Source organism: Coraliomargarita sinensis (genome assembly GCF_003185655.1).
Classification (GTDB): Bacteria; Verrucomicrobiota; Verrucomicrobiia; order Opitutales; family Coraliomargaritaceae; genus Coraliomargarita_B; species Coraliomargarita_B sinensis.
The window spans coordinates 88824-109795 of record NZ_QHJQ01000006.1; the positions used below are offsets into that span (position 1 = coordinate 88824).

General features: G+C 49.7%; 16 protein-coding genes and 1 tRNA gene. 10 read left to right on the forward strand and 7 right to left on the reverse strand.

The genetic code is table 11. From position 1 onward, the window contains the following. Nucleotides 1–139: 139 nt before the first annotated feature. Nucleotides 140–217 (forward strand) — tRNA-Glu (locus DDZ13_RS09535). Here DDZ13_RS09535 and DDZ13_RS09540 read toward each other — a convergent pair. From DDZ13_RS09540 to DDZ13_RS09565, 6 genes are all read right to left on the reverse strand, one after another. Next, nucleotides 205–1851, reverse strand: coding sequence for a recombinase family protein (locus DDZ13_RS09540; protein ID WP_158279866.1), 1647 nt, complete (start codon nt 1849–1851; stop codon nt 205–207). The genes DDZ13_RS09535 and DDZ13_RS09540 overlap by 13 nt on opposite strands. A 103-nt stretch (nt 1852–1954) precedes the next feature. After that, the gene (locus tag DDZ13_RS09545) at nt 1955–2575 is read right to left on the reverse strand and encodes a hypothetical protein (protein ID WP_110131230.1); all 621 of its coding nucleotides are present in this window, start codon (nt 2573–2575) and stop codon (nt 1955–1957) included. A gap of 76 nt (nt 2576–2651) precedes the next feature. Beyond that, nucleotides 2652–3458 (reverse strand): hypothetical protein, encoded by an 807-nt coding sequence (locus DDZ13_RS09550; protein WP_110131231.1) that lies wholly within the window; start codon nt 3456–3458, stop codon nt 2652–2654. 63 nt (nt 3459–3521) lie between these two features. Continuing rightward, the gene (locus DDZ13_RS09555) at nt 3522–3884 is read right to left on the reverse strand and encodes a hypothetical protein (RefSeq protein ID WP_110131232.1); all 363 of its coding nucleotides are present in this window, start codon (nt 3882–3884) and stop codon (nt 3522–3524) included. A gap of 142 nt (nt 3885–4026) precedes the next feature. After that, on the reverse strand, nt 4027–4581 hold the full coding sequence (locus tag DDZ13_RS09560; RefSeq protein WP_146209319.1) for a hypothetical protein: 555 nt from the start codon (nt 4579–4581) through the stop codon (nt 4027–4029). Between the two features lie 115 nt (nt 4582–4696). Continuing rightward, entirely contained in the window at nt 4697–4999 is a 303-nt protein-coding gene (locus DDZ13_RS09565) for a hypothetical protein (protein WP_110131234.1), read from the reverse strand. A gap of 50 nt (nt 5000–5049) precedes the next feature. Between DDZ13_RS09565 and DDZ13_RS09570 the strand changes: the two genes are divergently transcribed. Then, entirely contained in the window at nt 5050–5619 is a 570-nt protein-coding gene (locus DDZ13_RS09570) for a PD-(D/E)XK nuclease family protein (RefSeq protein ID WP_110131235.1), read from the forward strand. A 43-nt stretch (nt 5620–5662) separates the two neighbouring features. On the opposite strand, the gene DDZ13_RS09575 is transcribed toward DDZ13_RS09570, so the two are convergent. Continuing rightward, a complete protein-coding gene (locus DDZ13_RS09575) occupies nt 5663–6307 on the reverse strand; it encodes a hypothetical protein (RefSeq protein WP_110131236.1) in 645 nt (214 codons plus the stop codon). A gap of 887 nt (nt 6308–7194) precedes the next feature. Between DDZ13_RS09575 and DDZ13_RS09580 the strand changes: the two genes are divergently transcribed. The 8 genes from DDZ13_RS09580 (at nt 7195) to DDZ13_RS09615 (ending at nt 20948) form a co-directional block, all read left to right on the forward strand. After that, complete coding sequence (locus DDZ13_RS09580; protein WP_158279868.1) at nt 7195–8706, forward strand: hypothetical protein; 1512 nt, start codon at nt 7195–7197, stop codon at nt 8704–8706. A 213-nt stretch (nt 8707–8919) separates the two neighbouring features. Continuing rightward, nucleotides 8920–9090 carry a type II toxin-antitoxin system ParD family antitoxin gene (locus tag DDZ13_RS09585; RefSeq protein WP_110131238.1) on the forward strand — a complete coding sequence of 57 codons (171 nt, stop codon included), beginning with the start codon at nt 8920–8922 and terminating at the stop codon, nt 9088–9090. A 4-nt stretch (nt 9091–9094) separates the two neighbouring features. Beyond that, nucleotides 9095–10651, forward strand: a complete 1557-nt coding sequence (locus DDZ13_RS09590) for a type I restriction-modification system subunit M (protein ID WP_110131239.1) — start codon at nt 9095–9097, stop codon at nt 10649–10651. Beyond that, on the forward strand, nt 10648–11922 hold the full coding sequence (locus DDZ13_RS15340; protein ID WP_146209320.1) for a restriction endonuclease subunit S: 1275 nt from the start codon (nt 10648–10650) through the stop codon (nt 11920–11922). The genes DDZ13_RS09590 and DDZ13_RS15340 overlap by 4 nt, the downstream gene beginning before the upstream one ends. 32 nt (nt 11923–11954) lie before the next feature. Next, nucleotides 11955–14615, forward strand: a complete 2661-nt coding sequence (locus DDZ13_RS09600) for a TrlF family AAA-like ATPase (protein WP_110131240.1) — start codon at nt 11955–11957, stop codon at nt 14613–14615. A 30-nt stretch (nt 14616–14645) separates the two neighbouring features. Continuing rightward, nucleotides 14646–15761: a DUF4268 domain-containing protein gene (locus DDZ13_RS09605; RefSeq protein WP_110131241.1), complete on the forward strand. Its 1116-nt coding sequence runs from the start codon at nt 14646–14648 to the stop codon at nt 15759–15761. A gap of 30 nt (nt 15762–15791) precedes the next feature. After that, nucleotides 15792–17741 (forward strand): RNA-binding domain-containing protein, encoded by a 1950-nt coding sequence (locus DDZ13_RS09610; protein ID WP_110131242.1) that lies wholly within the window; start codon nt 15792–15794, stop codon nt 17739–17741. Between the two features lie 3 nt (nt 17742–17744). Further along, nucleotides 17745–20948 (forward strand): type I restriction endonuclease subunit R, encoded by a 3204-nt coding sequence (locus tag DDZ13_RS09615; protein ID WP_110131243.1) that lies wholly within the window; start codon nt 17745–17747, stop codon nt 20946–20948. Nucleotides 20949–20972 lie beyond the last annotated feature (24 nt).

Here is a 20972-nt window from a genome sequence, read left to right on the forward strand (position 1 = left end):
ATTCTGCATGCTTTTTAGATGAACCGCTAACACTCACGCTGCAAACGGTTTCTGAAATTTTGAGATAAAATTATGACATTTTTTTAAAAAAGACTTGCAGCACTTAATCCGAAACGTAGCTTCTGCCACTTCCTTATTCCTCCCGTTCGTCTAGCCCGGTCTAGGACACCTGGTTTTCATCCAGGCAACAGGGGTTCGAATCCCCTACGGGAGGCCATTTTCGTTTAAATACGAACTCTTAACGGCCTTATTCCAAATCTCTTGGAATAAGGCCTTTATGCAGAAGTCGACGTCGATCCGGTAACACGAAGTTCGTATTTGTAGGTCGTAAACACCCAGTTTTGAAGGAATCTTGTCTTTTTCAGGGTCAATCGCTGTTACACGGACCTTCTCAATCAGGAGTTCCATCAATCGGCTTCGATCCTGAAAGTCTAGACTCTCAAACACCTCCGAAAAGTTACCGAGCGCCTCTGCCACCATGTGCTCGTTCAGCAAATGCCCCTCGCTGTGCTTAATCTGAGCCTCGATGACGGACTTCTCTCGATTTAGTCCTTCCAGGCTCTCAGCGATCCGCTCTGCCTCTTCGAGCTCGAATTTACGCAACTTCCCTTTGGACTGCTTTAGAATACGCCTGGAAGCATCCAGTTCCCCTTCCCGCTCCTTGATGGCCTTTCGTAGCCGAGCAAGCTCTGACTTTAGAGGTCTGGTCGATCGTTTTGCCTCTTTTTGAGTATTGGCGAGCGTTTCTTTGATGATCTCGGGGTGTTTCCCAAATTCACCGATTATTTCGACCAGGAAGTCATCAATCGCCTTTCCGGGAAGGTTCCTTATCGCACAATCGGAGCCTCTACCGTAGGATATGACATTCTGACAGACATAATAGTTTCTGGGATTACCATCTTTATCCGGCTTGCCTCCCGGTTTCGGCGACATCGCTTGGCCACAGTGTCCACAAAACAACTTACCCTTCAGCAGCATTTCGTGCTTATTCGACCGGGATTCCAGTGGAATCGGACGAGTGCTGTCCAAGCACTTCTGTGCCGCATCCCAGATTTCGGGACTAACCAAGCCGCTCCATCTACCTTTATACTCCTCCGTGCCCCCGGGTGCCACTTGAAAACCTTTGTAAACGGGATTGCGAACGATTCGTTGGACCTTGTCAGCCGTCCATTTCTTACCGCCAACGCGAGTTGAGCCATCTTTTCGATTATAGTTTCGTGATCGTGTGCGGTGGCCTTTTTCGTTCAGTTTATTGGCCACGCAAGCGGGTAAATCCCCCTTCAAGACCCAGTCGTAGATCTTTTTGACGACCTTTGCTTCCTCAGAATTCGACCGAAGGGAGCGATTTCCGTCATTTTCATAGCCGTAGGGTGCCATCCCCGGATGCTTTTTCCCTTCCTTGACTTCTTCGATTTGCTTCTCACGGACACGCTCTGCAGTCATTTCCCGCTCAAATTCAGCAAATGTCAGAATGATATTAAGGACGGCTTTGCCGAGTGGGCTGGACGTGTCGATGTTCTCCGTGCATGAAAAAAGTTCAACACCATGGGCTTCCATGGCCTCCCAAAGATGGTAGAAGTCCTTGATCGAGCGCGTCAGTCGGTCGATTCGCAACACGATGACGAGGTCGATCTCTTCAGCGCGTATCAGATCAATAATTTCGCGCATTCCGGGGCGATCAAGCGATGACCCGCTTCGCCCCGGGTCTGTGACTTCATGAACAAGCTTCCATCCCTGCCCTTCCCTGCATTCTACTTGGGAGCGCATGATCCGTTGCTGATTGTCGATGCTCGAATAATCGCCGTGCGTCTGCTCCTCTGTGCTCACTCTGGCGTAGGCGAGGCAGCGCACGATGTTAGACTTTTGACCTTTAGAATGACCCCTCGGCATATTTCGATAATTTTATCCTATACAGTATTAGCAATTACGAACTTTTTAAAACGCCTCAGGCGCATCAAAGATCGAGGACCACAAATCCACCGATTCGCTTTGCCGTAAACTCCAGGAACTCACCATAGATTATATGGCGCTCTTTCAGACTAATACGCCCCGCTTTGAGATCACGCTGATACTCCCGCCACATGACATCCAGCAACTCCAGCTGATTTCCATCAAGAGCGATGTCCTCGATGCTATCGACGAGCCGATCCGAAACGAGAATGAGACTGAGGTAGGACAATGGATCGCCTCCCCATAATTGGTATGGTGTCAATAATCGCCCCGTGTATTCCAAAGGTCGAGGATGCAGAGGCTGCGACTTACAGATGAAATCATCTTCGTCGATGGAAACAATTTCCCGGGTGCTCAATGTCAACTTGAGAAGCTTATTACGCCCGTCCAAGTCAGGCATTGTTTCTTCAACAACAAGCTGGACCTCGCGGATATCTGAGGTCTGAGAGGTAGTCAAAAAGCGGCCCAGCGCGGGCGACGTGAACGCATAGACAATCTTGTCATCTACTGGCTCACGGATGATGAAGGTCACTTTACCAAGCTGATAGAGCTCCAGCTTGGAAATCCGGTGACTCAGGAGAGTCGCCTCGTTGAGACGACTGATAGCAATGTTGATTTCTTTCATAGTGCATAAGAAAGGCGGCACCTTTTCGAGGTGACGCCTATTAGTTAGTTTTAGTTGTCTGCTTTTAATGTAGTTATTATTCGAATACGCGGAACCGCTGAGGCACTTCGCCGGGAAGATAGATGGCCACACGGCCGCAGAGATGCTCAACGATTGAGAAAAAACCAGTCGATGATTCAACGCTTAGCTCGATATGCACGTCATGGTACGGTGAATTTTCGATCGCGGATTGGATGTCACTCCAGAGATGTCGCAACGCTCGTGACGGTTCCATCTCCCCGAAGTTCTCGCAGATCCTGTCGATCGCGTCGTCGGAAATGATCATTTGATCGTAAGGCGGGTCATGGGCGATTCCCCACACATCAGAGGCTATACTTAATTTCGGGTCCTCGTTGGGCTCATCGACGAGTGGATGCATGCGATAGGCGTCATTCCCAGAAGTCACCATGAAAATGACGCCCGTACGCAAGACGAAGCGTATTTCGAAATCGGTTTCTATCTCCTCACTCATTTCTTCACGAACTATCGTCAAAATTTGGACGTCGAGAAGTTCCCTCTTAATTGAGTCCAGCAAATTTTCACAGAACTCGGATTCAAAGGCGAACGTTGGTCTCGTCATGCCTTTGGGGAGATAAGCAAATCCCTCTTCAAAATAGTAGAGAGTACCGTGGCTATTATGCACGACGCCTATTGCCTTCTGTTGCATATTGATAAGATTTGGGTCTAATTTTTTCATTTTTTGTTTTTTGGAATGGTTCTGATTAAGTGCGCCTTTTTTGGGGGGCTTTGGAAGAGGCCCCCGGCGCAGGGGTGAGTCTTTAAGCATGATCGAAAACGAATATCCCCTGGTGATTCCGAATTCATCCCCTGCGAAACGATTCATTTTCAGAGGAACGCCACGCTTCGACAGCACTTTGATTTTAGATCACGCAATCCGAGAGATTGCTTAGTTCCGCTCATTATATTCATCGTAGAGCGTTTCGATATTCATGCAGAGTTCGAGATCATTACCTTCGGTGAACTGATACACACATCCGTCAGCTTCGGTTAGCCGAATGACGAGCAACCCGGTCTCTTCGCAACAAAGGCAAAGAGGACGAAAAACATTAAATTCGACGATTTTCCCGGCAAGACGCTGCATGAGTAGGTAGAAAATCTCCGACTCGATCACAAGGAATGGGTCAGTTTGATTCGGGCCGTAGAAGGCATAGGTATACTCTTCGATTTCGAAGATGGATGCATCGCAAGCAGGGACGAGGTCGACCGCGTTCGACGGTCTTTTTATATTAATATTCAATATTATTTTCATGTTTACAGTGGGTTATAAAAAAGGGGTCTCTTGGTGAAGAGACCCCTTAAGGATTTATGAGATGCCTGAAAGAACAGGCACCAGATTGGTTTAGAACGGGTTCAAGCGCGTCGGAACGTAAGCGCGAGGACCCCCAACGAGATCACCTATCTTCGATGATCTCTTCAACCAGCCGACATACATACTGCAGATGACGTTTTAGAATACTCGTTTGAATAATTAATTGAGCATTGAATGCGGTTAATTTCGGAATTCTATGCACTGGCATCAGCAATTGCCTTGCTGCCGTATACATCTGAGATTTCGAGGCTGGTTTTTTAAGCCATGCAGCATTCGATTCTAAGAAACGGTTGGGTATATGATCCAGAAGCGCAGTCTCTGATACAACCGCAGATAGATCCCATGTTGAAAATTGTTTTTCAAGTATGACAGCAGATCTTAATCGTGGAACCCAAACATAGAGAAACATTGTGTTTCCATGATTATGGGTCTCCAGAATGTGCATGTAAGGCATCTCCTGATGATGTAGATACCAGCGAACCGCAGTTTCTTCCGAGTGGGGAAAGACCATCGAGAAAGTGTCAATTTGGTCTGTATATGATTTTTGACGCATCACACAGCGGAGCCGAGTATTAAGTTCCTTGGGAAGAGTATAATTTGAGCAGATTTTCTCTGCCGTCTGTAGGTTAATTTTCATTCGTTTTTGGGTTAGAATTAGGCGCATTGGCACCATCAATCCGTTTAGTGGATTAACACCCAAAAAAATTAAATCGCATGCTGAAGGTCCGAGAATCGGACCCACAGCATGACTGTCACCTGCCAGACTTGTCCTTCGGTAGTAACGAACCACCTGCCTCATCTACCATTTTCTGTAAGATCTTCCTCTCCTGCCCTTCAGTTAAACCCAGATCCCAGTCGACAACTAAGCGCATCTGGCCGTCTCGCGGCCAATTGAACGGTTCCCCTGAATTTTCGAATTCGAGCATGCCCTTCAAGCCCTCTTTTATAAACCTCTTGATCATGAGCGGTCGCTCAATTGAGAGCCTATCGGCAATCCGATCAAGTTCAGCCAGATCGCTGTCAGATAGCCTGATTGATACTGTATGAGATTTCATAAAAACTTTCTTGTTGCAAATGTCATAATTTATGACTTTAGTGACGCAAGATGAAAGTGACTGATTTTTCAAAGGGTTTTTCCCATTCTCAAATAATGACGGACTTGTCCCCTGCCGTCGACGTACCGCTTGCCACTTACCGCTTTTCCGCAGGTGATCTCTGCATGAAAAACTCCTTGAATGCAGGCGTAAGGCTCCACGAAGCGTTCGCAGCATACTCCACTGGCTCTTGGTTCAACCCAAGGTACACTGGAGCCTGCCAAGCCATTGTTGGAGCACTAGCCGATCTTGGTGTCAGAGAATTTGATACAGAAGTCCCTCTCCATGGAACCCACCTTCACGGTGTCGCCGACATAGTTGGACATACATCTGAAAATAGATTAGTCATTGCGGATTTGAAGGCCACACTTGGCGAATATGCGCTCCCACCCAAGGCCGCCGAACTCCTCCAGCTCGCATCTTATGCCTTGCTGGCGGGAGACGGGCCATATCGCCTGATTTGCGTCAGGGCGGCTCTCCGGCAGAGGCGAATTAACGTTTTTGAAGTGGACGAGCAGAGAGTACTGAAATTGATGGAACTGATCCGCGTCGAGATAACTTCAGAGAGAGTGGCAGCCTAACCATCAGCGCATCGTGCCATCGGTATTATGATGCTCAATGCGATCACTTCGATTTCCAGCGCGCAAGACCTCCGCTCTTACGGTTCTTTATCACGGGCGTATGCTGCTTGACTACAACTTTCAAGATCCAGTATAACGGCATTGAGAGCGCCAACTGGTCGCAAATTAACTGGCAAAATATTACCTTTGGAATTGAATCATCCTCGGATAGCAGCTCTGAGATCAATGCATGTTGCAACTTCATTTTCAGATTATCTTGGAGAATGGACTCGATCTCATTCCGCCTAAATTCAAGAAGTAACGAACCGAAATCAGAAACGACTGCCAAATGATCGCAATATAAGGTGTAAGCAAAGTTACGTGCGGCCTTTGACCTGAGAAACCTCCTTTGCTCGATTTCTGGATCATAATTCGGCTTTTCCCTCTCCCTCGAGGAGTCCCTTTTGAATGTGATCAGGCTTGAATTCTCATTAAGACTCATTTCGAGGGCATTTATTATCCAGGATGTCGTAAAGGTTTCAGCAAGCTTTTCGGATAAGGTTGCATGAATTTCCCGTAAATCTGAATTATCCATCAGCTGCGTATTCACCGCGCACTCCAAAAGCATTTTTGTGACGCGATTAGTGACGTCGGGTTTTATGATGTCCCATTCTTCGAGGGTTTTTTTAATATAAGTATTTTCTTCCATGAAAATATACTTTGGAAATTTTTCCGATTTTTCATAATAGTTTTTTCCTGGGAGGATAAATATCCGTCACTTTCAGAAAGCTGCATCACTTTGTTCTACATTTAGAGTGCTGCCTTTCCTTCGGATGCTCCATTAAGCTCAACGCCTGTTGCAGCTTGTCGGATTTAGCGCATGCTGCATTCGATTAATTCGTAATGCTTCATTTGAGTGTGGCTTCATGCCACAATTGTAGTCCCTACGACGCTTGAGTAGCGAGGCGCACTTTTTAGCATCCAACCGTTCTCGGTTGGTGCAAAAAGTGCTACTCGCCTCCAAAATCGGGCTTTTTTAGCCCGATTTTGTCGGTTTCCGGTGGCCGGATTGGCCACCGATGAGCTGGCCGCATATTGGCGCCAGAGCGAATCCCCTTCGGTTAGAATTCGGCGTGTCAGCTGCCGCCTTGAAGCTTTCAGCAGATTGCCGCTGGTCGCGGCAATCTGTCGAAAGCGAATTATCCCGGTAGTGCTAAGTCTCGCCGGTGCGAGACGCCAGCAGGTGTGGATTCAATGCGTCCCATATTGGGGACGCATTATTTTGGCTGGCTGCATAGCCAGCTCGCCGCTAGATTACTATCCAGCGACGATGATTTTCAACTAAGTGAATTCTTATGAATTCCCGTGAAGTTGGAAGTGGGCATTCATAGATGATTAAGATTCGCCTATGGGGACAGCTCACATCTCTTCTTTCGGTCTTCAGGATTATTAGCTATAAGAGAGAGTAGAATGCACATCGGGAGGAAAGTCACACTAGCCGGCTTTAAAAAGGCTTACGCACACCTGCTTCAAAAATCAGCAAGGCACAAAAAAGATGTGCTTCTAAGTGATCCCCTCGGCGAACGAAAGTCGCTCATGGAAGCAACGGATTTCGAGCCAGTCTTTCGCCACGTGATGAACGTAGAAGAACTTCACTCACATGCAAAAGAAACATCCGTCAGTCCTACTGGCTATCAACGCAAGTTAGTCGGCACGCGATTCATCTGGTCTCCACCAGATACTGCGCAGGCTCTCATACATGCCCTGCCAGAAAGCCAGCGCCGAGATTTGCTGGACGGGCTACAGGAAGCCTATGACCTCACTCTTGAACGTTCGTTCGGAACACAACCGAGGACCATGGCAATACATACGGACAAAGTGCGCTTACATATCGAAGCGATTGTCCTCAAATTTCAAAAAGACAAAATTGTGCACCCCGGTTTCAAGGGAACAAGCCGCGGGCATACTGATGATACATCACGGGCAGTCTCAGCAGCTCAATTTGGCTGCTCATGGCAATTTAAGTACTTCCACTCAAGAATGGCCTACGAGATGACTCGTTGCGTGATGGAAAAAATTCGTCACCTTTACACGACACAGTATGCCAAAGAACCAGATGCCTGCATTCATCGACTAGCCGTTGCCAATGAATATCTCGATTTCCTAACCATCGCCGCTACCGATGAAACGCTTTCTGCCCGGAATTCTCTGAGAAAGAGCGCCGATTTCAAGAGGCCCGATTTTCCTTTCAGATATTACCTTGACCAACATATCCCAGACCCGCAGCCGGTCCACAATCCCCCAAATTTCATTTTACGAGCCCGGATCCGTATTCACAGGATTCTTCTGCGGCGTGCGCGTGAGAAAAATTGGCTACACCAAAAACTGTCACGGCAAGCTCGAATGATACTTTACTCCTTCGCACGGAGACCTCACATCTCTGCCCGTTTCAAAGATCCGGATGGCGATGCGATGGTCAAAGCGGCTGCGAAGGAGATTGAACAGGCAAAATTAATGAGCGGCATCGAGAGAGGGATTCTATTACATTATACAAGTTCAGTTAAAGAAATCGAAGAAGAGGTCAAGTCCTCCGCCGAGAAGATCCCGATCCTAGCCGAGAAAGGAACTTCCGTTGCAGATGAAGATCCGCAACCAGCTAAAGAGGAAACCAAACCAGTCACCAAGACCGCCAACAAAACAGGTACGGAACAGGCAAAGGGGGATTCCGCCCGCCAGCTTCCGCCAATCGAGAGTCATGACCTCCCAGAGGGAATCAAGGACTCAGCTGTTCCCTCGTCTCCCGCTGACAGAATTTCCCCACCGGGACAATCCGAGGAGCCGGAAACTTCACAGCTTCCCCCTCAACCCGGATTTTTCAATGACCTAACAGATGTCGAAGTGCCACAGATACCAGAGGATCCGCTTTTCGATGAGTGGATGAAGCATTACAAACCGACCCCCATGGAACAAGCAATGATGCGTCAAGAGGGCGGCTTTGAGGATTATCTGTCTATACGAGTCAAGGAGTTTGAGGAGCGGAAAACAGAGATCGCTGCGAAACTCGTGAAGAGTAAGCGCTCCAAGTCGAAAGATGAACCGGAGATATAAACCCTGAGAACCGGCAACACCCTATCTTGTTTTTCTTCCCATCCGGCTTACTGGGCCATCGCCGCCGGAAGGAAATCCGGACCATATCCGCTCATCCTTGCAGTGATGAAAGTCACGGAAAAACCGAGGCCTCTGGCGCATCGGCGTAAATTTCGTATGCAACTTCAGTAACAGACTTTGACATTTTTTTACCGACCCGTGACTATCGCCCGAATGAATGTGTCCCTGACCCCGAAACTGGAGAAACTCGTCGAGCAGCTTGTAGCGCAAGGGCGCTACCGCTCAGCCAGTGAGGTTGTCCGTGAAGGGCTTCGTCTGCTCGAAATTCGGGAATCTCAACTCAAACCGGATTCAAGAAGTATTACAGGCTCCAAGAAAAAATAACCCTATGCCCGCGAAAAAGAAGACCGCCAAGACCTCAGAACCATTTGAAAAGCAGCTTTTTAAAGCTGCCGATAAGCTCCGGAAGAATATTGATGCTGCTGAATACAAGCATGTCGTGCTGGGGCTTATCTTCCTAAAATACATTTCGGATGCCTTCGATGCCTATCGTGAGAAGCTCAAGGCGGGTGAGACGGACTTTGGCGATGGCGAATTCATCGACCTTGAAGACCGCGACTTCTATGCGGGTGCGGGTGTCTTCTGGGTGCCGACAGAGGCACGCTGGGAGACGATTCACGGATCCTCCAAACTGCCGACCATCGGTAAGACGCTGGATACGGCGATGGATGCCATCGAGCGGGAAAACCCGTCACTTAAAGGCGTGCTACCGAAGATTTATGCCAAGGAAAATCTCGACCAGGCCACGCTGGGCGGCCTGATCGACCTGATTGCGGATACCGCGATTGGCGATGCTGCCGCGCAGAGCAAGGACTTGCTCGGGCGCGTCTATGAATACTTTCTGGGCGAGTTCGCCAACGCCGAGGGCAAGAAAGGTGGCCAGTTCTACACCCCCAAGTCGATTGTCCGTTTAATGGTGGAAATGATCGAGCCCTACAAGGGGCGCGTCTATGACCCCGCCTGTGGCTCGGGCGGCATGTTTGTCATGTCCGAAAAATTCGTGGAAGAACACGGCGGCGGACTGGATGACATTTCGCTCTACGGTCAGGAAAGTAACCAGACCACCTGGAAGCTCTCACGCATGAACCTTGCCATCCGTGGTATCGACGGTAGCGGAATCAAGTGGAACCCCGAAGGCTCGTTCCTGAAGAATGAGCACCGTGATTTAAAGGCAGACTTCATCATCGCCAACCCGCCCTTCAATCAGGACGAATGGGGCGTGGAGTTGCTTCAGGGAGATGCCCGTTGGCAATATGGCACACCGCCGAAGGGCAATGCCAATTATGGATGGATTCAGCACATGCTCTACCACACTGCGCCCACGGGCATTTGTTCCCTGGTGCTGGCCAATGGCTCGCTTTCCTCCAACCAATCCGGCGAAGGCGAAATCCGTCAAGCACTCGTGAAGGCCAATCTGGTGGACTGCATCGTCGCCCTGCCCAAACAGCTCTTCTACAACACGGGCATACCTGCCTGCCTGTGGTTCTTGCGCCGTGGCCGCACGCAGGAAGAAACGCTCTTCATCGACGCCTCCAACATGGGCTTCATGGAAGACCGCACCCACCGCGCCTTTGCCGACGAAGATATCGAGAAAATCCGCGACGCCTACCTCAACTGGCGTAAAGGCAATGGCTACACGGATGAAAAAGGGTTCTGCAAAGCCGCCAGCCTTGTGGATATAGAAAAGCACAAGTTCGTGCTCACCCCTGGGCGGTATGTGGGCATTCCTGAAGAGGAAGACGATGGTATCCCCTACGAGGAAAAAATCGCGGAGCTTACAAGTAAGCTCGGTGCTCAAATTCAGAAGGAAGAGGCATTGAATCAGGAAATTCAGAGTCAGCTCTCCAAATTAGGCATCACCCTTAATTTTGATTCCAACTCATGAGTACGGCTGAACAGGCAAAAGAAGGCTTTTATCTCAGCGAGGATGGCGAATTTGTACCCAATGGATGGGTGAATTCACAACTCAATCAAGTCATTTCAGACTTCATTGACTACCGCGGAAAAACCCCGAAGAAGACTAATTATGGTATCCCTTTAATAACTGCAAAAGTGGTTAAAGACGGGAGAGTATTTCAGACTGAAGAGTATATTGCAGAATCTGAGTATGATTCATGGATGCGTCGGGGTATACCAAAAGCAGGCGATGTAATTCTAACGACTGAAGCTCCACTTGGTGAAGTTGCCTTTATACCGAAGGGAAAAATCGCTTTGGCTCAACGAATTATCACTCTTCGCGGGAAAACAGAAGAGCTGGATAATGGCTTTCTAAAATACAGCCTACAGTCACCGCTAATGCAGTATCGTCTTACTGCACGAGAATCAGGATCAACGGTATCAGGCATTAAATCTTCTGAATTAAAGGTAACTGAGTTACTCCATCCAGAGGATTTAAACGAGCAGGTCGCCATTGCCGCGGTGCTCAACAGTCTGGACGACAAGATCGAACTATTGCGGGAGCAGAACGAGACTTTGGAAGCCCTTGCCCAAACCCTCTTCAAACGCTGGTTCATCGACTTCAACTTCCCCGACGAAAACGGCAACCCCTACAAGGACTCTGGCGGTAATGTTGATGAACTAGAAGAAACAAGTCTCGATAGCTTTGTTGATCTTAACCCGATTGAAAAAATTGATCGTCAAAGAGAGTATCTATTTTTTGATATGAAATGCCTTCCGCTTCATGAGCTCAACTTGCAAGCGGGAGTCTTCAAAAAGTCACTATCAGCAACATCCTTCAGAGAGGGAGACACGCTTTTAGCAAAAATCACTCCTTGCTTAGAAAATGGTAAAACAGGTCTTGTCCAAGATCTCAAGGGAGAAGATTTAGCCCGCGGATCAACAGAGTTCATTGTGATGAGAGCAAAATCGAATGGCTCTAAATGTTTTAATTACTGTTTGGCGCGTAGCTCCAAGTTTCGCAATTATGCAATTAGAAGCATGTCTGGGAGTTCGGGAAGGCAACGTGTTCCAGTGGATCGTGTTAAATCTTATTCAGTGATTAATAAATCTGAATTGATTAGATACTTTGAGGCTCTAGTAGCTCCCAACTTTGAAAAAATCAAAGCCAACGCGCAACAAATTGAAACCCTCATTCAACTACGCGACACTCTGCTTCCGAAACTGATGAAAGGGGAAATTCGTGTATCTATCGAGTAAGTTCCGACAAACCGTTTACAATGTAAATCAGCATGAGCACCGAGACATATACTAAAGCCAAATTCTGGAAATGTGCCCTACAGGTGAACCCTGCAGGCTACATCAAATACAGGGGCACAGATCATGATATGACGGAGGCTGAATACAATCAGCAGCTCCTCAACACTGCTTTAGAGAATGATATAAAAGTGGTTGGGCTTGCGGATCACGGTAACGTCGATGCGGTCGATGCGATACGAGACTTATTCAACGATCAAGGCGTCATTGTGTTTCCCGGCTTTGAGATCGCATCAACAGAGAAGGCCCACTTTGTATGTTTGTTTCCTGAGGATACGTCAGTGGCTCAGCTCAACCGCTATCTTGGGGAATTAGGTTTATCTGATCCTTCAAACGGCGTCCGCCCGTCCCGCTATGGTGGCCAGGAAATCCTCAGAAAGGTCGAAGATCTTGGCGGCTTTGCCTATGCTGCGCACTGCACCAACGATAGTGGCATTTTAAGACTAAAGCTCAACCAAGTCTGGCAAGAAGCACTATTAAAGGCCGCACAAATACCAGCGACCCTGGAGGATTTGAAGAATGACGAATGTAATGGCTACCGACAAGTGCTTCTAAATCGGGATCCAAACTACAGCAGGGAACTGCCCGTCGGGATCATCAATGCGAAAGATGTGGCCGAGCCCAGTGATCTTGCCAATGAGAAAGCTTCCTGCCTAATCAAGATGACGCGTCCGTGCTTCGAGTCCTTCAAGCTGGCTTTTCAGGATCCTGAATCGCGTGTACGGCTAAACAGTGACCGTTCAGAGAAATACTATTCCCGAATTGAAAAGCTCAGAATGACCGGGGGCTATCTCGATGGACTGGAGATCAATTTTTCCGAACACTTAAACGCAGTCATCGGTGGCCGTGGGACAGGAAAATCAACACTACTGGAAAGCCTTCGATTCGCTCTGGATATTGAGCCGATAGGTCAGGCTGCGAAGAAACAGCATCTGGACATCGTCAAAGAAAACTTGGGACGCTCAAAGGCACGGGTCGAATTGACGGTGAGGTCCTCAAAAATGAATGGACGCACATTCAAAATCGCTCGACGCTATGGAGAAGACCCTACTGTAGTGGACTCTGAAGGCAAACCATCGAGTTTTTCACCGAAAGAATTGATGCCTGGTGTAGAGCTGTATGGGCAAAATGAAATCTATGAGATTGCTCAAGATGCCTCAAACCAAGGCCGCTTGCTCGCTCGTTTTTTGGAGGAGGGACAAGCTGATGATGAAGCAAAGATCCGTGAGGCGTTGAAGCAGCTTGGAGATAATCGAACCAAGCTACTGGATGCGCAGAAAGCAGTAGCAGACCTGGAAGATGAAGTAGCTCGCATCCCAAAGCTTGAAGAAGAGGTCAAGCAATTCAAGAGCCTCGGCATAGAGGAGAAGCTTAAAGTTGTTCCACTTTTGGAAACTGAAAAGCGGTTAGCAAGTCGAGTGCTTGAAGAGGAACTACACAACCTCAACATGGCCTTTGAGTCTGTGAAGGATAGTTTGCCCGACATGACCTTACTTAGCGATAATGCGATAGAGTCCTTGCCTCACAAGACGGAGCTTCTTTCTGTGCGTAAGGAACTGAATGCCATCAGGCAGAAAGCAGAGGCGATACTTAAGCAATGGAATACAGATTTTGAAGCCTCTCATACAAGAACTGAGGAAGCGATTGCAAAGGTTGAAGCAGGAATCGCCCAAAAGGAGGAGGAACTAGAAAAAACCTTTAAAGAACTGCCCGCTACTGAAGGAAAATCAGGGCGAGAGGTTGGCATTGAGTTTCAAAAGCTTTTGAAGGATATTGAGCGGATCCGTCCTAAAAAGGCACTAATTGAGAGCCGTAAGAAGCTCCAAGCTGAACTTGCCCAACAACGCCAGGTAATCTTGAACGACCTCTCCCAAAACCGGGCGGAGCGTTCCGCCCGCTTTGACCGCTCTCTGAAGAAGCTCAATCGGAAGCTTAAAGGGAAAATGCGGCTCACTGTAGCCCCGGAAGCTGAAAGGAAGAACGTAACTCAGTTTTTATTGCATTGCCAAATGGAGAATGTAGGTGCTGGTCGTCTCCGTTGGGTGGAAGATGTGGACGATTTCTCTCCTGTAAAGCTAGCCCAGTTGATACGGCAAGGAATAGACAGTCTTCAGAGTGCAGACTGGGGTATCACTCCGAGCGTCGCTGAGTCACTATCGCGACTGCCTCAGGAGAAAATATTACAGCTAGAGGAGATTGAATTGCCGGACCGGGTTTCAATCGAGCTAAATACGGCTCACGAATCTGCGGAGAGCTACCGCCCACTAGGAAAACTTTCTACCGGCCAGCAGTGCACCGCAATTCTTCATCTCTTGCTTCTCCAAAATAAAGATCCTTTAATTATGGATCAGCCTGAAGACAATTTAGACAATGCTTTTATTGCAGACAGAATTGTAACTGAGCTCCGGTCGGCAAAAATCGCTCGCCAGTTCATTTTCGCAACTCACAACGCAAATATCCCTGTATTCGGTGACGCTGAATGGATTGGCGTCTTTGATGCGACTGATGATAAAGCGAGCATGCCTCCAGAGTTTCAGGGGGCCATAGACGTCCCTAATGTTAAAGAAAAGGCTGCTGAAATTCTGGAGGGTGGCAGACCAGCTTTCAATCAACGTAAAGCAAAATACGGATTTTAAATTTGCCCCAAATTACGACACCAAAGCCACATGTTCCAAATCAACGCCACCTCCAACGAAATTGTTCAGCTTGTGCCCAAGCGTTTTTCTGACCTGGGCTTCACGGAGCGTGGCCATTTACAGGAATGGATTGCCAAGATGCCGGAATCGCTTGGGGAAGAGTTGCTCATCATCCAGAAGGAATTTGACGGCTTTGATGAAACCCGCGAACGGTTGGACTTATTGGCACTGGATAAGCAAGGCGACCTTGTTGTGATTGAAAACAAGCTCGACGACTCGGGCAGAGACGTGGTCTGGCAGGCCTTGAAATACGCCTCCTATTGTTCTTCCCTCTCAAAGTCCCAGATTGCCGAAATCTACCAAGCCTATCTTGACCAGAATGGGGAAGAGGGAAACGCCAGGGAGCGTATCGTTGAATTTCTAGGCGCGAGTGACTTCGATGAAGTGCTTATAAATGAAGGTGTCGGCCAGCGGCTGATCTTTGTGTCCGCGAATTTTCGCCGCGAAGTAACCTCGACCGCCATGTGGCTACTGGAGAACCAGATTCGCCTGCAATGCTTTAAGGCCACACCCTATCAGCAGGGCAACCAGCTCTTTTTGACCCTCGATCAAATCATTCCGACACCTGAGGAAGCCGAGTTTCGGGTGGGCATTTCCGAGAAAAAGAAGGAGCAGAAAACTGCTGCCAAGTCGCAGGCAGTATCACTTGAGCTGCGCCCTCGCTTCTGGACCAGAACGCTGGAGGCGATGGAGGCTGCCGGAGTGCAACGCTATGCGACTGTCAGCCCGAGCAAAGACCACTGGCTTTCCTGCGGGTCAGGCTTAGGTGGGGTGATTTATTCTCTCATTTTTTCAAAGAAGGAAATTCGAGTAGAGATTTATATGAGTGCCAATGATGCCGCGACCAACAAAGCGGTCTTCGATCAATTCTACGAAAACAAAGAAGCTATTGAGAACAGATTTGGCCATAAGTTGGAATGGCAACGACTCGACGACAAGAAGGCGTCTCGCGTAAAGTATAGTCTAGCCGTTGACGGTTATGATGAAGAGAATTGGGAGATGATGATCGACTGGCTGGTCGAGCATTTTCCTAAACTGGAGAAGGCTTTTCGACCGGAGATCGAGAAGGTAAAACGGAGCCGATAGGATGAGCCCCCTACCCGCTGGATATTTATAATGACCGATTCACCCATAAATTTCGCCCTCCTCAAAGAGACGTATGACATCGAGTGCAAGGCGGCTCAGGGACGTGACGGGCTGGGCGAGCTGCCGAAGGATTTCTGGGAGAGCTATTCGGCCATGGCAAATACCGATGGTGGCAGTATTTTTCTTGGAGTAGCGGAGAAGAAAGACGCCTTCAAGGTGCTCGGGATAAAAAAGCCTGAAAAGGTCATCAAGGACTTGGTGGATACGGCGAACAGCCGGGATAAGGTGAGCGTGAACCTTCTGACCAACTCTGACATCGTACGGCACACTTTCGAGCCTGGGAAGGTCATCGAGATCAAAGTGCGTCGGGCCACGCGTCAGGAACGTCCGGTCTATCTCAAGAAAACACCGATAGGCAATAGCTACCGTCGACGCCATGAGGCCGATCAGCGGATGACGGATGATGAGGTCAAGCGGATGCTGGCCGATCAGCAATATGACAGCCTGGATCATCGTATCCTCAAGGGCTACGGTTTGGAGGATCTGGACAAGTCAAGTTTGAGCGCTTTCAGGCAGTCGGTCGCAGTGCGCAGTCCGGAAACCAATTTCGATGCGCTTTCGGACTTGGATTTTTTGAGGCAGATCCGCGGCTGGAGGAAAGATCGCGAATCTGGGGAAGAAGGCCTGACCGTTGCCGGCTTGCTCATGTTTGGCAGCTATCCGACAATTCGAGACGAGTTCCCGCATTATTTCGTGGATTACCAGGAACAGGCGGCTCCTGGGGAGGAACCCCGCTATCTGGATCGCATTTGCCCGGACGGAGCTTGGTCGGGAAATCTTTATGACTTCTACCGCAAGGTCTATCCGAAGCTGGTCAGCGATCTGAAGGCGGAATTTCTACTGAAAGGAGGGGTACGCGAAGGCGAAAGTCCGGCGCACGTCGCAGTCCGGGAGGCTTTCGTTAACGCGCTGGTGCACGCAGATTACTCCGTGCCCACTTCAGTTTTAGTGGTGAAACGGCCCGACTTCTTCAGTTTCAAGAATCCCGGGCTGATGCGCGTGCCTTTCGCGGTCGCCATGGCAGGAGGCGAATCCGATAGCCGGAATAAGAGTATTCAGGATATGTTTCGCATGATCGGTGCAGGAGAGCGTCAGGGCTTCGGTATTCGTAAGATCCTCGATGGGTGGAAGAAATTTGATTGGCGGATCCCCTACTTCGAAGAGAAAGACGAACCTTCACCCCGAGTGGTCGTCACTCTCTCGATGCTTTCGCTTTTTCCGGAGCAAGCGGTGCAAATCCTGTCCAGCCATTACCGGAAGCCCTGGGGGCAATTCTCCGAGACGGAAAAAGTGGCGCTGGTGTTGGCCTTCACGGAAGGTGCGGTGACGCATGGCAGACTATCTCAATTTTGTGTCGATCACCCCAGAGATGTCAGTGCAACACTTCATGGCTTGGAGAAATCAGGCGCTTTGGAGACGACCGGGCAGTATCGTGCCAAGACCTATCACATCCCCGGACATATGTTGCCGACTGCGGAGGATGTCTTTGAGAGCACTACGAATAGCGACGTGAACACTACGAATTTAGAGCCGAGCACTACGAATTTGGAGCCAAGCACTACGAATTTGGAGCCGAACACTACGAATTTAGACGACAAGGGAAGAATTGTGCACGTCCAGTTCCATCACCCGTTTGTCGATGATATTGCGACCCTGACACCCGCATTCAGGCAAGAACTCGAAACAATTGCTAAATTGCCGAGAACTAAGAAAAAATTGAGTCGTGATGAAATGATAGAGGTGATCTTGGAGCTTTGCCGGAACCAATACGTGACCTCGGGTGCTCTATCCGTTCTCCTCAATCGAGAGATCACCACATTGAGAGGACAATATTTGGCCCCGCTGAAAGCGGAAGGGAAGCTGAAACTGGCGTTTCCCAGAACTCCCACCGATCCCAAGCAGGCCTATCTGGCCACCTGAACCATGTCAGAACGCATTACAGAGTCAGCCGTGGAAGAATTCTGCCTCGAAGTCCTGGAAAACCAAGGCTATCGCTTCGTTGCTCCCGAAGAGCTCAATCGGCTTCAGCCTCAGAAGGTTATTGTGGAGGAAACCCTGCGGGAGATGGTCGCGGCACTCAATCCGAAGGCGCCGAAACAGGCTCGTGATACTGCGGTGCGTATGGTGCTGTCCCTTTCCAGCCAGAATCTCTTGGAGAACAACGAGGAGTTTCACCGCTACCTGACGGAGGGAATCAAAGTTGAAATCCAGAAAGACGGCGAAGCGCGTGGCGAGATCGTGAATCTCGTGGATTTTGAACATCCGGCGAACAACCGATTGGAAGTGACCAATCAGTTTACGGTGCAGGCTTCGCAGCGTGGCACGATCGTCACGAAGCGCCCTGACGTGGTCATTCTGGTCAATGGCATGCCGCTGGTCGTAATCGAGCTGAAGAATCCGTCCGATGAGCATGCGACGGTTCGCAAAGCCTATTACCAGCTCCAGACTTACAAGCAGGAGATTCCACAGCTTTTCTACTATAATACCGTTCTAGTGGCCTCCGATGGTATCGAGGCTCGCACAGGCTCGCTGACGGCTGGCTTTTCCCGCTTCATGCGTTGGAAGACCGTCGACGGCATCAAGGAAGATGATCGTGTCGTGCCACAGGTCGAAACCCTCTCCAAAGGGATGCTTCGTCCTGACGTGCTCCTCGACCTGATTAAACAGTTCACAGTATTTGAGAAGACTGAGAGCGAGGATGAGAACGGCCTGAAGCAAATTCAGACCGTAAAGAAAATCGCGGCCTATCACCAATATCATGCCGTGAATCGGGCGGTGGTATCGACCCTCCGTGCGACAGCAAACACAGAGACGGAGACCGCAGCAGAGGACCCCGGAACTTATAACAACCTGCCGTCTGTCAAAGACCAGCCAGCGGGTGACCAAAAGGCCGGCGTCGTTTGGCATACGCAGGGATCAGGTAAGTCGCTCTCGATGGTATTCTACACCGGAAAGATCGTGCTGGCGCTGAACAACCCCACAATTGTCGTGCTGACAGATCGCAACGACCTCGATCAGCAGCTCTTTGATACCTTCGCGAGCTGCAAGCAGCTCCTCCGGCAGACGCCCGTGCAGGCGGAAGACCGCGAAGACCTGAAGAAATTGCTCAAAACCGAGGGTGGCGGGATTATTTTCACGACCATTCAAAAGTTCGCTCCCGAGGAAGGTTCTTCGGTCTATGAGACACTCTCAGAACGGCGGAACATCGTCGTCATGGCCGACGAAGCACACCGCTCGCAGTATGGCTTTGGTGGAAAGACCGTGGAGAAAGGCGATCAAGCTGTCATCAAATACGGTTTCGCCAAGTATCTGAGGGACGGTTTGCCCAAGGCCAGCTTCATCGGGTTCACCGGAACTCCGATTGAACGGGATGACGCATCGACACCAGCCGTCTTTGGCAACTATATCGACGTTTACGACATTGAGCAGGCCGTGGCAGACGGGGCGACCGTGCGGATTTACTACGAGTCGCGTCTCGCCAAGCTCAACTTGGATGAGGAGAAGATCCCCGAGCTCGACCGTGAGTTTGAAGAACTGACCGAAGGCGAGGAGGAATCAGCCAGCCAGAAGGCCAAGGCAAAATGGACACAGCTCGAAGCGATTGTCGGCCATCCCAAGCGGATCGAAGCGGTAGCAGCAGATTTTATCCAGCACTTTGAGACGCGTCAGGAAGCCTTTGAAGGTAAGGTCATGTTCGTCGCGATGAGCCGGCGCATCGCCGTCGAAATGTATGAGGCGATTGTGACACTCCGCCCAGAGTGGCACGATGACGACCTGAGAAAAGGCAAGATCAAGGTGGTAATGACCAGCAGCAGCTCCGACCCTGTCGAATGGGCAAGGCATGCCACCAATAAGCACGACCGCCAGAACCTGGCCGAGCGACTGAAAGACCCGTCCGACGGCCTGGAAATCGTGATCGTTCGGGACATGTGGCTCACTGGATTTGATGCACCCAGCCTCCATACCCTCTATGTCGATAAGCCCATGAAGGGGCATAACTTGATGCAGGCTATCGCACGGGTGAATCGGGTCTATAAGGACAAGGAAGGTGGCTTGATTGTCGATTATCTGGGGATCGCTACATCTTTGAAAGAAGCTCTGGCCACCTACACGGAAAGCGGTGGCAAAGGAAAACCGACCTTCGATCAATCCGAAGCGATTGCGCTCATGCGCGAGAAACTGGAAGTCGTCGCGCAAATCCTCCACGGATTTGCCTACGATGAGTATTTCGAGGCCGATACGCGTCGCAAGATGATGATGCTGGTGGAAGCGCAGGATTTCATTCTCGGCATCGACGATGGCAAAGAGCGTTTCTGTAAGGAGGTGAATGCGCTATCCAAGGCTTTTGCTTTGGCGGTTCCGAGTGTGGAGGCGATGGAGGCAAAAGACGAAGTCGCCTTCTTCCAAGCCGTCAAAGCGAGACTGGCGAAGTTCGATGAAGCGGGTGGCGACAATGGCGGCAAAAGCTCGACTGAGATTGAGTCGGCCGTGCGCCAGCTCATCGACAAAGCCGTTGTCTCTGAAGGCGTGGTCGATGTGTTCGATGCCGCCGGAATCCAAAAGCCGGACGTCTCCATCCTCTCGGATGAGTTCATGGATGAAGTCCGTGGAATGGAGCAAAAGAATCTCGCCGTGGAGCTACTCAGAAAGCTCCTCAATGACGAGATCAAGAGCCGCACCAAGCGCAATGCGATGCAGAGCAAAAAGCTCTCTGAAATGCTGGCCAATGCGATCCGCAAGTATCAAAACAACGTGCTGACCGCTGCAGAAGTCATTCAGGAACTGATCGAGATGGGCAAGGAAATCAAGGCCTCCGACCTTGAAGCTCAAGAGGTCGGACTATCCGACTACGAATACGCCTTTTACATGGCCCTGGCCGATAATGACTCGGCCAAAGAGGTCATGGATAACGACACCCTGAAGGACCTGGCCATCGTCTTGGTAAACCTGGTTCGCAAGAACGCCACGATTGACTGGACGAAGCGGGAGAAGGTCCGAATCAAGATGCGAGCCTTGGTCAAAACCACACTCAAACGCTTTGGCTACCCACCGGACTTGGAGAAAATCGCAACCGAAAACATCCTCAAGCAGGCCGAACTATTGGCGGATGAGTTCGCAGCGGCGTGAGCCCTTCCGCACCAGAGCTTCGAT